The sequence below is a fragment of the Asanoa sp. NPDC049475 genome (assembly GCF_040676915.1).
Taxonomy (GTDB): domain Bacteria; phylum Actinomycetota; class Actinomycetes; order Mycobacteriales; family Micromonosporaceae; genus Asanoa.
On the sequence record NZ_JBFAPY010000009.1, the window covers coordinates 355,140 to 368,996 of the forward strand.

The following is a 13,857-nucleotide window of genomic DNA, read 5'->3' on the forward strand; positions in this document are numbered from 1 at the left end:
TCTTGATCATGCCACTGCCGCTCAGCCGTGCGCGCGGCCCCGTCCGCCCGGACCGGTCTTCTTCCGGGGCTTGACCGTCACCGAGACCGGGCTGCCCTCGAAGCCGAACTCCTCGCGCAGCTTGCGCTCCACGAACCGCAGGTAGCCGGCGTCGAGCGGGCCGGTGGTGAACAGCACGAAGCGCGGTGGCCGGGTGCCCGCCTGGGTGGCGAAGAGCACCCGGGGCGCCCGCCCGCCACGCACCGGGTGCGGGGTCTCCTGCACCAGCGCGGCCAGCCACTGGTTGAGCTGGCCGGTCGGCACCCGGGTCTCCCAGGACGCCAGCGCCTTGCGCAGCGCGGGGGCCAGCTTGTCGACAGCGCGGCCGGTCTTGGCCGAGATGTTGACCCGGATCGCCCACGGGATCCGCTTGAGCTCCCGGTCGATCTCCTTCTCGAGCTGGTAGCGCCGGTCGTCGTCGACCAGGTCCCACTTGTTGAAGGCGATGACCAGCGCCCGGCCGGCCTCGACCACCATCGTCAGGATCCGCTGGTCCTGCTCGCTGATGGGCTCGGACGCGTCGAGCAGCACGACGGCCACCTCGGCGGCCTCGATCGCACCGGCCGTGCGCAGCGACGCGTAGTATTCGGTGCCGCTCGCGGTGGTGACCCGCTTGCGCAGCCCGGCGGTGTCGACCAGTTGCCAGGTCTCGCCGCCGATGCCGACCAGCGAGTCGACCGGGTCGACCGTGGTGCCGGCGACCGAGTCGACGACCGCCCGCTCCTCCTTGGCCAGCTTGTTGAGCAGCGAGGACTTGCCGACGTTGGGCCGCCCGACCAGCGCGACCCGGCGCGGGCCGCGCGGGGCGTCGTCGTCGATCGGCGGTGCCGGCGCCGGCATCGCGGCCAGGATCAGGTCGAGCAGGTCGCCGGAGCCCCGGCCGTGCAGCGCGGAGACCACCTGCGGCTCGCCGAGGCCGAGCCCCCAGAGCGAGACGGCCTCCATCTCGATCGCGTTGTTGTCGGCCTTGTTGGCGACCAGGATCACCGGCTTGTTGCTGCGCCGCAGCATCTTCACGGCGGCTTCGTCGACGTCGGTCGAGCCGACGGTCGCGTCGACCACGAACAGCACCACGTCGGCGGTCTGCACCGCGATCTCGGCCTGCATCGCGATGGCCTTGGCCCGGTCGCGGGCGTCGGGCTCCCAGCCGCCGGTGTCGACGACCGTGAACTGCCGGCCGTTCCACTGGGCGTCGTACGGCACCCGGTCGCGGGTCACGCCCGGGGTGTCCTCCACGACGGCCTGGCGGCGGCCGATGATGCGGTTGACCAATGTGGACTTGCCCACGTTGGGCCGGCCGACCACGGCGACCACCGGCAGCGGACCGGTCTCGGTGACCTCGGCGTCCACATCGGACACCTCGGAGTACGGCGACGTCATGCCGTCACCATGGCACGCAACCGGGCGACGGCCTCGTCGATGCCCATCTCCGTGGTGTCCAGCACCACGGCGTCGGCGGCCTGCTGCAGCGGGTCGGCCGCGCGGGTCGAGTCGAGGGTGTCGCGGCGCAGCAGGTCGGCGTGGGTGTCGTCGACGGACGCGGCGGTCTCCAGCGAGCGGCGCCGGGCGCGCGCGTCGGCGGAGGCGGTCAGGTAGACCTTGAGGTCGGCGTCGGGCGCCACCACCGCGCCGATGTCACGGCCCTCGACCACGATCCGGCCGGCCTCCTCGATCAACGCACGCTGCTGCCCCACCAGTAGCTGGCGCACCGCGGGCACGGCCGCCACCGCGGACACCGCGGCGGTCACCTCCGGGCCGCGGATGTCGACGTCGACGTCCACCCCGTCGGCCCGCACGTGCGGGGCCAGCGGGTCGGTGCCGATCGCCAGGTCGAGCTCGCCGGCCACCTTGGTGATCCCTTCCAGGTCAGCCAGGTCGACGCCGTAGCGGAGCACCGCCCAGGTCACCGCCCGGTACATCGCGCCCGTGTCCAGATACTGGGCGCCGAGCGCGGACGCCAGCCGCCGGGAAACGGTGGATTTGCCGGAACCCGACGGGCCATCAACGGCCACCACACACCGACCGTTAGCCAACTCGTCTGCCACCGTTCCTCCTCGCCGTCAGCACCTATTCTGCCTGGTCGGGCAGAATCACTCGCCGACGGCCTTGAACAGTGCCCCGACCTCGGCGTTCGTGAGGCGCCTGGTGCGACCCGGTTTGAGGTCACCGAGGCGGATCGGCCCGATCGCGGTGCGCACCAGCCGGTTGACCGGGTGGCCGACGGCGTCCAACATCCGCCGCACGATCCGGTTGCGCCCCTCGTGGATCACGATCTCGATCTGGGCCGACCGGGCGAACGCGTCGACCAGCCGGAACTTGTCGACCTTGGCCGGGCCGTCCTCGAGCTCGACGCCGCTGAGCAGCGCGCGGCCGACCGCCCGGGGCAGCGGGCCAGGCACCTCCAGCACGTAGGTCTTCGGCACCCCGAACGAGGGATGCATCAGCTTGTGCGCCAGCGAGCCGTCGTTGGTCAGCAGCAGCAGGCCCTCGCTGTCGGTGTCGAGCCGCCCCACGTGGTAGACCCGCTGGTCCACCCGGTTGAGGAACTCGTCGAGCGCGGTGCGACCCTTCTCGTCCGCCATGGTCGAGACGACCCCGCGCGGCTTGTTGAAGGCGAGGTAGACCAGGTTCTGGTCGACGATCAACCGTTGCCCGTCGACGTAGATCTCCGCGGTGTCCGCGTCGACCTTGTCGCCGAGCTGGGCGACCTTGCCGTTCACGGTCACCCGACCACGGAAGATCAGGTCCTCACAGGCCCTGCGGGACCCCACACCGGCGCTGGCCAGCACCTTCTGCAGGCGCTCAGCGTTCGCCATCTGCCACCTCGTCGACATCGTCCGGAAGGAACGGCGCAAGGTCCGGGAGCTGGTCGACCGTGTCGAGTCCGAGCTTCTCCAGGAACAGCGTCGTCGTCCGGTAAAGGTACGCGCCCGTCTCCGGCTCCGTGCCGGCCTCCTCCACCAGACCGCGCGCGGTGAGTGTGCGTACGACGCCGTCGCAGTTCACGCCCCGGATGGCGGAGATCCGGCCACGGGTGACGGGCTGCTTGTAGGCGATCACCGCGAGCGTCTCCAGCGCCGCCTGGGTCAGCCGCACCGACTGCCCGTCGAGGACGAACCGCTCGACGTAGCCGGCGTACTGCGGCCGGGTGTAGAGCCGCCACCCCCCGGCGGCCCGGCGCAACTCGAAACCGTGCCCGGCCGCGGTGTAGCCGGCCGCGATCGACTCGAGGGTCGCCTGCACCCGCTCGGTAGGAATTTCGAGCACCTGCGCGAGCACGATCTCCTGGACCGGCTCGTCGACGACAAGCATGATCGCTTCTAGCGCACCGCGCAGCTCGTCCTCGTCGATGATCGTAACTTCGCCATCGGATACGCCCGACGGCGCGGGAGTGGCAATCTCGACCGCACTGCCGTCCGTGGCGGCATCAGGGTCAGCCTCCTCCGCCAGGTCCACGAACTCGGCGTCCGGCGGCGCCTCTGGCAGCGCGGCCGCGACCAGCGGGTCCCGATCCTCGGGCGCGCTGAGGTCCTCGGCGTCCCCGACGGCCTCGGCGGCGCTGACCGTGTCGGCCTCAGCGAGCAGCTCGGGCTCCTCCGCAGCCTCGAGCTCAGCCACACCGTCCGACTCGAGGGACGCTGCGCTCTCCGGCTCGTCGGCCGCGGTCGCGTCTGACGTTGGCTCGGGCCGCTTGCGCTCCCATGGGGGTACCCAGGCCGCGGCCTGTTCGGCCAGGGACGCCTCGCGTGCCGGATCGGCGTCGCCGCGGTCGGTCACTGCTCCTGCTCCTTCGGTTCTGCTGTCTCTTCGGCGGGTGACTTCTCCGGGGTCCCGGCGTATTCGTCGACCTTGAGCTCGCCGACCGCGTCGCCGCCGATCCAGCGGACCGTTAGCTCGCCCAGGGCCTGCACCTGCTCGAAGCCGATCAGGTTCTCCCGGTAGAGCTCCAGCAGCGCCAGGAACCGGGCGACCACCTCGAGCGTGCTCTCGCAGTCGATCGTGAGCACCTGGAAGGTCGCCGTGCCGGAGCGTCGGATCCGGTCGCGCAGCAGCACCGCGTGCTCGCGGACGCTGACCTTGACGTCGTGGATGTGCGCGATCGACACCGTGGGCGGAGCCGCTTTGGGGGTCATCGCCCGGATGGCCAGTTTGAGCAGCCGGTCGGCACCGATGCCGAGGACGAGCTCGGGCAGCGCCTCCGCGTACCGCGGCTCGAGAGTGACCGCCCGCGGATAGCGCCGGGCACCCTCCTGCTCCAGCAGCGCGATGTGGGCGGCCGCCTCCTTGAACGCCTTGTACTGCAGGAGCCGGGCGAACAGCAGGTCGCGGGCCTCCAGCAGGGCCAGGTCCTCTTCGTTCTCGACCTGCGCCGCGGGCAGCAGCCGGGCCGCCTTGAGGTCGAGCAGGGTCGCCGCGACGACCAGGAACTCGCTGGCCTCGTCGAGCGGCCAGTCGTCGCCCATCGCGCGGATGTAGGCGATGAACTCGTCGGTGACCGTGCTGAGTGCGACCTCGGTCACGTCGAGCTTGTGCTTGCCGATGAGCTGGAGCAGCAGGTCGAACGGTCCGGTGAAGTTGGACAGCCGCACGGTGAACCCGGTCGCCGGAGCCGCGTCGGGCGTCAACGCGTCAGCCGGGACCGTCCCCTCGACGACAACGGGGGGCGCATCGGGTTCACTCACCGTTCGACCGTAGTCCACCGCTGTAACGGCGCTGCTCACGCCCACACCTCACGCACCATCAGCACCGGCAGCCGCCGGTGGGGACCAAAGATCAGCGCTCAGCTTGGGCGGCGATGACCTCTCGGGCGAGCTGGCGGTAGTTGCGGGCACCGGACGACGCCGGGTCGAGCGTGGTGATCGGCGCACCGGCCACGGTCGACTCGGGGAACTTGACCGTCTTGGTGATCACGGTCTGGTAGACCTTGTCGCCGAACGCCTCGACCACCCGCTGGAGCACCTGGCGGCAGTGGGTGGTGCGGCTGTCGTACATGGTGGCCAGGATGCCTTCGAGCTCGAGGTCGAAGTTGAGCCGCTCGCGCACCTTGTCGATGGTGTCGAGCAACAGGGCCACACCGCGCAGGCTGAAGAACTCGCACTCCAGCGGGATCAGCACGCCGTGCGCGACGGTCAGCGCGTTGATCGCGAGCAGGCCGAGCGACGGCTGGCAGTCGATCAGGATGTAGTCGTATTCCTTGCGGACCGACCGCAGCACCCGGGCCAGCGCCATCTCGCGCGCGACCTCGTTGACGAGCTGGATCTCGGCGGCCGACAGGTCGATGTTGGCCGGCAGCAGGTGCAGCCCCGCGACGTCGGTCTTGATGAGCACGTCCTCGGCCGTGACGTCGTCCTGCATCAGCAGGTTGTAGACCGACAGGTCGAGGTTGTGCGGGTTGACGCCGAGGCCGACGGAGAGCGCGCCCTGCGGGTCGAAGTCGACGAGCAGCACCTTGCGGCCGTATTCGGCCAGCGCGGCACCGAGGTTGATGGTCGACGTGGTCTTGCCCACGCCGCCCTTCTGGTTGGCCAACGCGATGATCCGCGCCGGGCCGTGCCGATCGGTCGGCATCGGCTCGGGGATCGGCTTGCGCATCGTGTAGGCGGCCGGATCGGCCGGGCCGAGCTCAGCACCGAGGTCCAGAGCGGACTGCTGCGCACGGAGCTGCGAGGTCCATGCCTCGGCACGGTCACCGTTGCCAGCCATGTCCTGCCTACCCCCTCCCGACGAGCGTCCCCACGCCGGAGCCCCGACTGTACGCCACGTCCCACCGGCCCCGGGTGCACCATATCGGCGTGTCGACACGCCAAGAAGCGGGTGTCAGCTATGTGCCCGCGGGTGTGCGGTGGCGTAGACCTCGCGCAACCGCTCCACCGTGACCAACGTGTATACCTGCGTCGTGGTCACGGACGCGTGCCCGAGCAGTTCCTGCACCACTCGCACGTCGGCCCCACCGTCGAGCAGATGAGTCGCATAGGAGTGCCGCAACGTGTGCGGTGACACGGCCCGAGCGCCCTCCACCGGCAACCCGGCGGCGGCCGCGGCCTTGCGCAGGATCGCCCACGCACTCTGCCGGGAGAGCGGCCCACCACGAGCGTTGAGGAACACGGCCGGACCCTTGGCCGCCAGCCCCGGACGAGCGCGCACCAGATAGGCGTCGAGCGCGGCCCGCGCGTAGCCACCCACGGGAACGATCCGCGTCCGCCCACCCTTGCCGTGCAAAGTGGCCGACCCGCCCTCGAGATCCAGGTCGTCGACCGCGGCGCCGACGGCCTCGGAGATCCGCGCACCGGTGCCGTAGAGAAACTCCAGCAGGGCCCGGTCGCGAAGCTCCAAGGGCCCGTCGCCCCGGACCGACTCGAGCAGCCGCAACACCTCGTCGACTTCGAGCGCCTTGGGCAACCGCCGCGGCAGACTCGGCGGCTTCACGTCCCGACTGACGTCGTCGGCGGCCAACCCCTCGCGCACCGCGAACTTGTGCAACCCGCGGACGGCCGAGGTCGCCCGGGCCGCGGACGCGGCCGACAACGGCGGGTGTTCGGCGTCACCGTCCCGCAGAGCGGCGACGTGGCCCGCGATCTCGGCGGGCGTAGCGGACGCGAGGTCGGTCACCCCACGCCCGGCCAAGGTCGAGAGATAGCGATCGAGATCACGCCGGTACGAGGCCAACGTGTTCCCGGACAGCCCACGCTCGACGGTCAGGTGGTCGAGGTAGACCCGCACCGCCTTCCGCAGCGCGGGCGCGGGCTCCGCGCGCGACGGTGGCGCCGGTGACGGAGTCGCGTCACCGGCGCCGGTCGTCGCGGGCGTGGCGGTCAGGCCAGCGCCTCCGCCAGCGGCAGGTGCTTCATGCCGTGTGCCTCCGCGACCGGGCCGTAGGTGACCTGGCCGTCGTAGGTGTTCAGGCCCAGGGCCAGCGCCGGGTCGCGGCGGAGCGCGTCGCGCCAGCCGCGGTTGGCGAGCTCCAGCGCGTACGGCAGCGTGACGTTGGTCAGCGCGTAGGTGCTGGTGTGCGGCACCGCACCCGGCATGTTGGCCACGCAGTAGAACATCGACTCGTGGACCTTGTACGTCGGGTCCGCGTGCGTCGTCGGGCGCGAGTCCTCGAAGCAGCCGCCCTGGTCGATGGAGATGTCGACGAGCACGCTGCCCGGCTTCATCCGGCTGACCAGCTCGTTGGAGATCAGCGTCGGGGCCTTGGCCCCCGGCACCAGCACCGCGCCGATCACCATGTCGGCGTCGAGAACCGCCCGCTCGACCTCGTACGCGTTGGAGGCGACGGTCTGCAGGTGGCCCTGGTAGATCGCGTCCGCCTGGCGGAGCTTGTTGATGTTGCGGTCGAGCAGCAGCACCTCGGCCTGCATGCCGAGCGCTATCGCGGCCGCGTTCATGCCGGAGACGCCCGCGCCGATCACGACGACCTTGGCCGCGTACACGCCGGAGACGCCGCCCATCAGGATGCCTCGGCCGCCGCCCTGGCGCATCAGCGTGTAGGCGCCGACCTGCGGTGCGAGCCGGCCCGCGACCTCGGACATCGGGGCGAGCAGCGGGAGCGCGCGGTCGGCGGTCTCGACGGTCTCGTACGCGATGCCGGTGACCTTGCGGTCGATCAGCGCGTCGGTGCACTCCTTGGAGGCGGCGAGGTGCAGGTACGTGAAGAGCACCTGGCCCGGACGCATCCGGTGGTGTTCCTCGGCGATCGGCTCCTTGACCTTGAGCACCAGGTCGGCGGTGCCCCAGACCTCGTCCGGGCCGGGCAGGATCGTGGCGCCGGCAGCGGCGAACTCGTCGTCCGTGATGGACGAGCCGAGCCCGGCACCGGACTCGACGAAGACCTCGTGGCCCGCGCGGGCGAACTCGTGCACGCCTGCCGGCGTGATCGCCACGCGGTACTCGTGGTTCTTCACCTCGCGTGGGATTCCGACCTTCACATTGACACCTTCTCTCCCGCGTACGCCCGGTCACCGTTGACAGGGTCGTCTCCCGCGTCGGCGGCGAGTCTAGGGCGCCCCGGGTCGCGGAAGCACACCCGCTCACCTGCGGACGCGCCTTCAGTATTGCCCGCCGCCGGTGATCACCACACGGAGGCCGAAAGAAGGGCCCCCTGCGTCACAGGAGGCCCTTCCGCGACTCAGCGCACCAGCGGCGTGGACGGGTCGCGCAGCGGGCGCCAGCCGTCGTCCCGGGCGCGGGCCGCCGCGAGCACACCGGCGACCGCGGCCGCGTTGGTGATCTCGCCGCGCAGCGCCATCGCGACCGCCTCGTCCAACGGGACCCACCGGGCGGTGAGCTCCGCCTCCTCGGCGGAGCGCTGGAACCGCTCCGCCTCGGGGATCGAGGACAGGCCACGGGCGAGGAAGACCCGGATCAGCTCGTCCGAGAAGCCCGGCGAGGTGTGCAGGTCGACCAGCAGGTCGAGCCGCTCGCAGCGCAGGTCGGCCTCCTCGGCCAGCTCGCGGTCGGCGGTGCCGGTCGGCGACTCCCCGGCCACGTCGACCAGGCCGGCCGGCAGTTCCCACATCATCTTGGCGACGGGGTGGCGGTACTGCCGCACCAACAGCACCCGGCCCTCGTCGTCGAGCGGCACCACGCCCACCGCGCCGACGTGCCGCACGTAGTCGCGGTCCGCCTGGCCACCGCCGGGCATGGTGACCCGGTCGGTGACCACGCTGAAGATCTTGCCGTGGAAGCGCTCGACCCGGTCGAGCACCGCGTACGCGTGGGCCGAGGTCACGACGATGCCGTCGCGCTGGCCCGCCCGTTGCTGGCCAGCTCCGGCTCGCCCTCGGCGGTCAGCTGGTCGACCGGCAGCTGGTCGGCCAGCGAGTAGGTCACCGCCGCCTTCACGAACGCCGCGAACAGCGGGTGCGGCCGGGTCGGCCGGCTCTTCAGCTCGGGGTGCGCCTGGGTGGCCACGAAGAACGGGTGGAGCTCGCGGTCGAGCTCGACGAACTCGACGAGCCGCCCGTCCGGCGAAGTGCCGCTGATCGACAGCCCGGCCTTGGTGAGCGCGTCCCGGTACGCGTTGTTGACCTCGTACCGGTGCCGGTGCCGCTCGGACACCTCGGTGGTGCCGTAGGCCTCGGCGACCAGCGAGCCCGGCGTCAGCTTGGCCGGGTACGCGCCCAGCCGCATCGTGCCGCCCAGGTCACCCTTGCCGGCCACGATCTGCTCCTGGTCGGCCATCGTCGCGATCACCGGGTGGCCGGCGGTCTCGTCGAACTCGAGCGAGTTGGCGTCGGCGAGCCCGGACAGGTTGCGGGCCACGTCGATCGTCATGCACTGGAGACCGAGGCACAGGCCCAGGGTCGGGATGCCGTTCTCGCGGGCGAAGTGCGCCGCGCCGATCTTGCCCTCGATGCCCCGGACGCCGAAGCCGCCCGGGATCACGATGCCGTCGACACCGGCGAGGGCGGCGGCGGCGCTCTGCGGGGTCTTGCAGTCGTCGCTGGGCACCCAGCGGATCTGCACCCGGGCGCTGTGGTGGAAGCCGGCCGCCCGGATCGCCTCGGTCACCGACAGGTAGGCGTCGGGCAGGTCCACATATTTGCCGACCAGCGCCACGGTCACCGTGTGCTTCGGGTGGTGCACCCGCTCCAGGAGGTCGTCCCACGCCGCCCAGTCGACGTCGCGGAAGGACAGACCGAGCCGGCGCACGACGTACGCGTCGAGACCCTCGCGGTGCAGCACCTTCGGGATGTCGTAGATGCTCGGCGCGTCCGGTGCGGCGATGACCGCCTCGCGGTCGACGTCGCAGTACAGCGACAGCTTGTGCTTGAGCTTCTCCGGGATCTCCCGGTCGGAGCGGCACACGAGCGCGTCGGGCTGGATACCGATGTTGCGCAGCGCCGCGACCGAGTGCTGGGTCGGCTTCGTCTTCAGCTCGCCCGACGGCGCCAGGTAAGGAACCAGCGAGACGTGCAGGTAGAAGCAGTTGTCCCGGCCCACCTCGTGGCGGACCTGCCGGATCGCCTCCAGGAAGGGCAGCGACTCGATGTCGCCGACCGTGCCGCCCACCTCGGTGATCACCACGTCCGGAGTGCGGCCCTCGTCGTCGGGGTCGCCCATGGCCCGGATCCGGGCCTTGATCTCGTTGGTGATGTGGGGGATCACCTGAACGGTGTCGCCCAGGTATTCGCCGCGGCGCTCCTTGGCGATCACCGCCGAGTAGACCTGGCCGGTGGTGACGTTCGCCTTCCCGGACAGGTCGCGGTCGAGGAAGCGCTCGTAGTGGCCGACGTCGAGGTCCGTCTCCGCGCCGTCCTCGGTGACGAAGACCTCACCGTGCTGGAACGGGTTCATCGTGCCGGGGTCGACGTTGAGGTAGGGGTCCAGCTTCTGCATCACGACCCGGAGGCCGCGCGCGCTCAACAGATTGCCGAGGCTGGAGGCGGTGAGGCCCTTGCCGAGCGAGGAGGCGACACCCCCGGTGACGAAGATGTGTTTGGTCAGCCGTCCTGATGGGGCCAAGGCCTGCTCCCGTGGTCGTTTGTCAAGGTCGAGATCATGCGATCCACGGGATTCCACGGTAACACGTCGTCGCGGTCATGCCGCGCCGACACCCTCCGCGTCGACCTCCAGGGCCGGCTCGGCCGGCCTCGTGAAGTCGCTCGCGTGATCGAGCACACGTAGGGCGGTCAGTGCCGCCATCGGAGCGACCACCGCCGCGGCCGCTCCGGCCAGGTCCAGGGCCGTCCCGCCGAGCAGGCCGCCGAGCACCACCGCGACGCCGATGCCGACCGCTCCGGCCCGGACGGCCGGATACAGCCCGTACGCCCGGCGCAGCCCGCCCCAGTCGCGCAGGAGGGCCAACCAGAGCAGCGCGGCGCCCACCAGGGCCAGCAGGGTCAGGGGGCTGCCGGCCAGGGCGTCGAGGTTGGCCTTGCTCGCGCGTTGCAGCGTGGTGCCGCCGGTGCCGTCGCCGAGGGCCTCCACGAACCGGCCGAGGCTGCCGCGCTCGGCCGCCGGGCCGCGCACCTCGATCCAGGCGAACACCGAGGTCACGGCTACGCCGGCCACCGACGCACCGGCCAGGCGGCCCAGGGTGAGCCAGCCGCCGGTGCTGAGCGCGGTGGCGATGCACACGCCGGCGGTCAGCGCCACGGCGCCGATCGGGTCCGAGCCGAGATAGGGGCTGCCCACGAGGAAGACGCCCACGCCGCCGACCACGGCCACCACGAGCGGCCGCCACGACTTGCTGAAGCGCTGGGCGAGCACGCCGGCGCCGAGCAGGACGCCGGTGAGGAAGACCCCCAGACCGACCGTGCCGACGCCCGCGTAGCGGTTGCCGTCGAGGACCGAGTAGCCGGCCACACCGTTGAGCTGGAGCCGGGCGCCGGTGAGCAGGTCGAGGCCGACCACCGCGCCGGCGATCGTCACCACCATCGCGACCGGCCCCAGCGTGTGTCGGAAGGCCGGCGCCAGCCGGACCGCGACGGTGCCGACCGCCAGCACGAACACCAGCACCGCGGCGAACAGGTAACCCGGCTGCCCGCCCCGCCACCACGGCACCAGGTCCGCGACCAAGGCCGCGGGGATCGCCAGCGCGGACGCGAGCAGCAGGATCTCCATGGTGTCGGTGATGGGTTTGCGCACCGACTGCTCGTCACCGACGTGCCGCCTGGCCCGCCGCAACAGCGGCACCACGATGATCGCCAGCACCAGCTGCACCGCGGCGAGCACGCCGAAGAACCAGGTCGCGACCGACCGCTGGGCGCCCGCCTCCCGGTCGGCGTCGGCGGGGAAGGTCACCGCGTCGGGCAGCCGCTCGGGCCGGCCGGCGACCGAGGTCGCGGGCTGGCCGACGAACCGCTTCTCGGGCAGCGGCCGGTTGAGCGTGGTCAGCGCGGTCGGCGCCAGGTCGACGAGCTGGATGTAGCCGTCGCGGCCGGTGCTCGGCGAGGTCAGCCAGCCGCCGTCCCAGCCCGGGCCGTCGGCGATCGCCACGTGCAGCCGGCTCGACTGGTCGGTGTCGGCCAGGCCGGCGACCATCACGAGCGAGTTCTCGGGCCGGGCGGCGAGCACCCGGGCCAGCAGGGCGTCGGCCCGCGCGGCGGCGGTCTGCCGCACCGCCGGGTCGTCGCCGCTGACCGCGCCCAGGTCGACCATGCTGAGCGTGCACCCGCTGAGCAGCTTGCGGGGATCGTCGGGCAGCACGGGCTCGTAGGTGTCGACCCGGCCGTACGGCCGCGCGGCGGCGACCGCGGCGCCCGGCCCGACGGCGGCCGTGCAGCGCACCGACTCGGGCAGCGCGCCCGGCACGGCGCCCCAGGTCTGCGAGCGCTGGTTGTACTGCACCGCCTGCCGGTCCAGGTCGGGCAGGAACGCGCCGATGCCGTCCGGGCGCTGCACGTCGACGGTGAGCGGCGGGCAGGCCGCGGTGACGTTGGTGCTGCGGCGCCAGCCGGCGAAGTTGCCGGCCCCGAGGGTCAGCCAGCCGTCGACCGGGCACGTCGGCTTGAGCGCCGAGCGCACCGACAGCGAACCGATCGACCCGTGCTCGGCCAGCCGCCACAGGTTGGGAGTGCCGCGCTCGGTGACGTCTTCCCAGCGCAGTCCCGGGATGCCCACCAGCACCACGTAGTCGGCGGAGCGCCTGGCCTCCGCGGTGGCCGGCCGGATCGACAGCGCGGCCAGCCCGCCGGCCAGGGACAACACCACGAGGAGGTACGGAACGAGCCGCCGGATCATGTCGGCACGAGTTCGGCGTAGATCTCCTCGAGCTGGGTCACCGTGGCGTCCTCGGTCGGCCAGGTCTTGGCACGCTGGAACCCGCGCGCCCGGTATTCGGCGCGCCTGGTCTCGTCACCCAGCAGGGCCCGGACGGCTTCCGACACGGCCGCGACGTTACCCGGTGGGACCAGCACCGCCGCATCGCCGACCAGGTCGGGCAGCCCGCCGACGGCGGTGGCGACGAGGGGGACGCCGGCCCGCAGGGCCTCCTGGGCGAAGAGCTGGCGGGCCTCCCAGTCGCTGGTGACCACGGCCACGTCGGCCGCCTCGAGCAGGTCGGCGACGTCGCCGCGATGGCCGAGCAGGGTGACCGGGGCGTGGGTGGCCGAGATGAGGGCCGCCAGCGGCAGGTAGGCGGGGCCGGAGCCGGCGACCAGCACCGCCGGCACGGGCCGGATGTCGCGCCAGGTGGCGGCCGCCTCGACGAGCACGTCGTAGCGCTTCTGCGGGTGCAGGCGGCCGACGGAGAGCACCACCGCCTGGTCGCGGTGCAGGCCGAACTCGGCGCGGACGGCCGCCCGGCCGCGACGCGGCTCGGGAAGCTCGGGAGCGGCGACCGGGGCGAGCCGGGCGTCGCGGGCTCCGAGCGCCCGGGCCCGGTCGACCAGGTCCTCGGAGGCGCCGAGGCAGACGTCGGCGTTGCGGGCCACCACCCGCTCGGCGAACCGCGACGCGTAGCCGCGCAGCCGGCGGGCCAGGACCGCGTTGTGCCAGGTGACCACCAGCGGTTGGCGCGGCTTGGCCAGCACGGCGACCAGCCCCGCCCGCAGGCCGTGCGCGTGGACGATGTCGACCTCGCCGGCCAGCGCCGCGCGCAGGGCGCCGATCGCCCGGCGGTCGTTGATCGTCGGGTTGGGCGGGATCTCGACGGGGACGAACCGGGCTCCGGCGGCGGTGAAGCGGAACTGCTCCTCGGTGGCGGCCGGGCCGGCGACGGTCACGGTCGCGCCGGCCGCGCTCAGGCCACGGACGACGGAGGTGACGTGCTGGCCCACGCCGCCGGTGCTGGAGGCCAGCACCAGGCAGACGGCGCCGGTCCAGCGGTGCCCCCGTTCGGCGTCGGTCACGCCCCCACTCCCTCCCCCGTGT

12 protein-coding genes are annotated in these 13,857 nt (G+C 72.2%); all 12 read right to left on the reverse strand.

The genetic code is table 11. The features are described from left to right. Window positions 1-21: 21 nt before the first annotated feature. On the reverse strand, window positions 22-1,419 hold the full coding sequence (der, locus tag AB0J88_RS33760; protein ID WP_364361255.1) for a ribosome biogenesis GTPase Der: 1,398 nt from the start codon (window positions 1,417-1,419) through the stop codon (window positions 22-24). Continuing rightward, on the reverse strand, window positions 1,416-2,084 hold the full coding sequence (cmk, locus tag AB0J88_RS33765; protein WP_364361257.1) for a (d)CMP kinase: 669 nt from the start codon (window positions 2,082-2,084) through the stop codon (window positions 1,416-1,418). Before cmk ends, der begins: the two co-directional genes overlap by 4 nt. Before the next feature lie 45 nt (window positions 2,085-2,129). Then, window positions 2,130-2,855, reverse strand: a complete 726-nt coding sequence (locus AB0J88_RS33770; protein WP_364361259.1) for a pseudouridine synthase — start codon at window positions 2,853-2,855, stop codon at window positions 2,130-2,132. After that, window positions 2,842-3,816 (reverse strand): SMC-Scp complex subunit ScpB, encoded by a 975-nt coding sequence (gene scpB, locus AB0J88_RS33775; RefSeq protein ID WP_364361261.1) that lies wholly within the window; start codon window positions 3,814-3,816, stop codon window positions 2,842-2,844. The genes AB0J88_RS33770 and scpB overlap by 14 nt, the downstream gene beginning before the upstream one ends. Next, window positions 3,813-4,664 (reverse strand): ScpA family protein, encoded by an 852-nt coding sequence (locus AB0J88_RS33780; RefSeq protein WP_364361296.1) that lies wholly within the window; start codon window positions 4,662-4,664, stop codon window positions 3,813-3,815. Before AB0J88_RS33780 ends, scpB begins: the two co-directional genes overlap by 4 nt. A 148-nt stretch (window positions 4,665-4,812) precedes the next feature. Next, window positions 4,813-5,742, reverse strand: coding sequence for a ParA family protein (locus tag AB0J88_RS33785; RefSeq protein WP_364361263.1), 930 nt, complete (start codon window positions 5,740-5,742; stop codon window positions 4,813-4,815). 114 nt (window positions 5,743-5,856) lie between these two features. Then, window positions 5,857-6,771: a site-specific tyrosine recombinase XerD gene (locus tag AB0J88_RS33790; protein WP_364361298.1), complete on the reverse strand. Its 915-nt coding sequence runs from the start codon at window positions 6,769-6,771 to the stop codon at window positions 5,857-5,859. A gap of 80 nt (window positions 6,772-6,851) precedes the next feature. Then, window positions 6,852-7,967: an alanine dehydrogenase gene (ald, locus tag AB0J88_RS33795; RefSeq protein ID WP_089253215.1), complete on the reverse strand. Its 1,116-nt coding sequence runs from the start codon at window positions 7,965-7,967 to the stop codon at window positions 6,852-6,854. Between the two features lie 200 nt (window positions 7,968-8,167). Further along, complete coding sequence (locus AB0J88_RS33800; RefSeq protein ID WP_364361300.1) at window positions 8,168-8,776, reverse strand: NUDIX hydrolase; 609 nt, start codon at window positions 8,774-8,776, stop codon at window positions 8,168-8,170. Continuing rightward, the gene (locus AB0J88_RS33805) at window positions 8,767-10,506 is read right to left on the reverse strand and encodes a CTP synthase (RefSeq protein ID WP_364361265.1); all 1,740 of its coding nucleotides are present in this window, start codon (window positions 10,504-10,506) and stop codon (window positions 8,767-8,769) included. The genes AB0J88_RS33800 and AB0J88_RS33805 overlap by 10 nt, the downstream gene beginning before the upstream one ends. A gap of 75 nt (window positions 10,507-10,581) precedes the next feature. Beyond that, the gene (locus tag AB0J88_RS33810; protein ID WP_364361267.1) at window positions 10,582-12,726 is read right to left on the reverse strand and encodes a hypothetical protein; all 2,145 of its coding nucleotides are present in this window, start codon (window positions 12,724-12,726) and stop codon (window positions 10,582-10,584) included. Next, a complete protein-coding gene (locus tag AB0J88_RS33815; protein ID WP_364361269.1) occupies window positions 12,723-13,835 on the reverse strand; it encodes a glycosyltransferase family 4 protein in 1,113 nt (370 codons plus the stop codon). Before AB0J88_RS33815 ends, AB0J88_RS33810 begins: the two co-directional genes overlap by 4 nt. Window positions 13,836-13,857 lie beyond the last annotated feature (22 nt).